We start from the raw sequence: 304 nt of genomic DNA, 5'->3' as shown, positions 1-304 counted from the left end.
CCAGCGATTTAACTGATTGATAGAACTAACAAGTCGCTTAACCACTACATCACGGTTAGACATTAGGACCCTTAGTTTTTCAAATGATTCTGATGTGTATCTAACCTCGGAGTAGTAGCCGTTCTTTACCATATCAGCTATAACTAATGCATCTTTTTTATCACTTTTTGACTGAGTATTATCACGGTTTTCTTTATTCCTCTTTACTAAATGTGGGTTCACCGTTACTACCTCAATATTTTGTTTAAGGAGCCATTTTGAAAGATTGATCCAATAGTGTCCAGTTGGTTCCATCCCAACAATT

At 36.2% G+C, this 304-nt stretch carries 1 protein-coding gene; it reads right to left on the bottom strand.

The window, feature by feature from the left end:
• On the bottom strand, window positions 1-304 hold a 304-nt coding region (locus COE25_RS30040), incomplete at both ends, for an IS110 family transposase (RefSeq protein ID WP_142354542.1).

This window comes from Bacillus sp. AFS031507 (assembly GCF_002584635.1).
In the GTDB taxonomy this organism is placed as follows: Bacteria; Bacillota; Bacilli; order Bacillales; family Cytobacillaceae; genus Neobacillus.
This window is presented reverse-complemented; position numbering and strand designations above follow the sequence as displayed.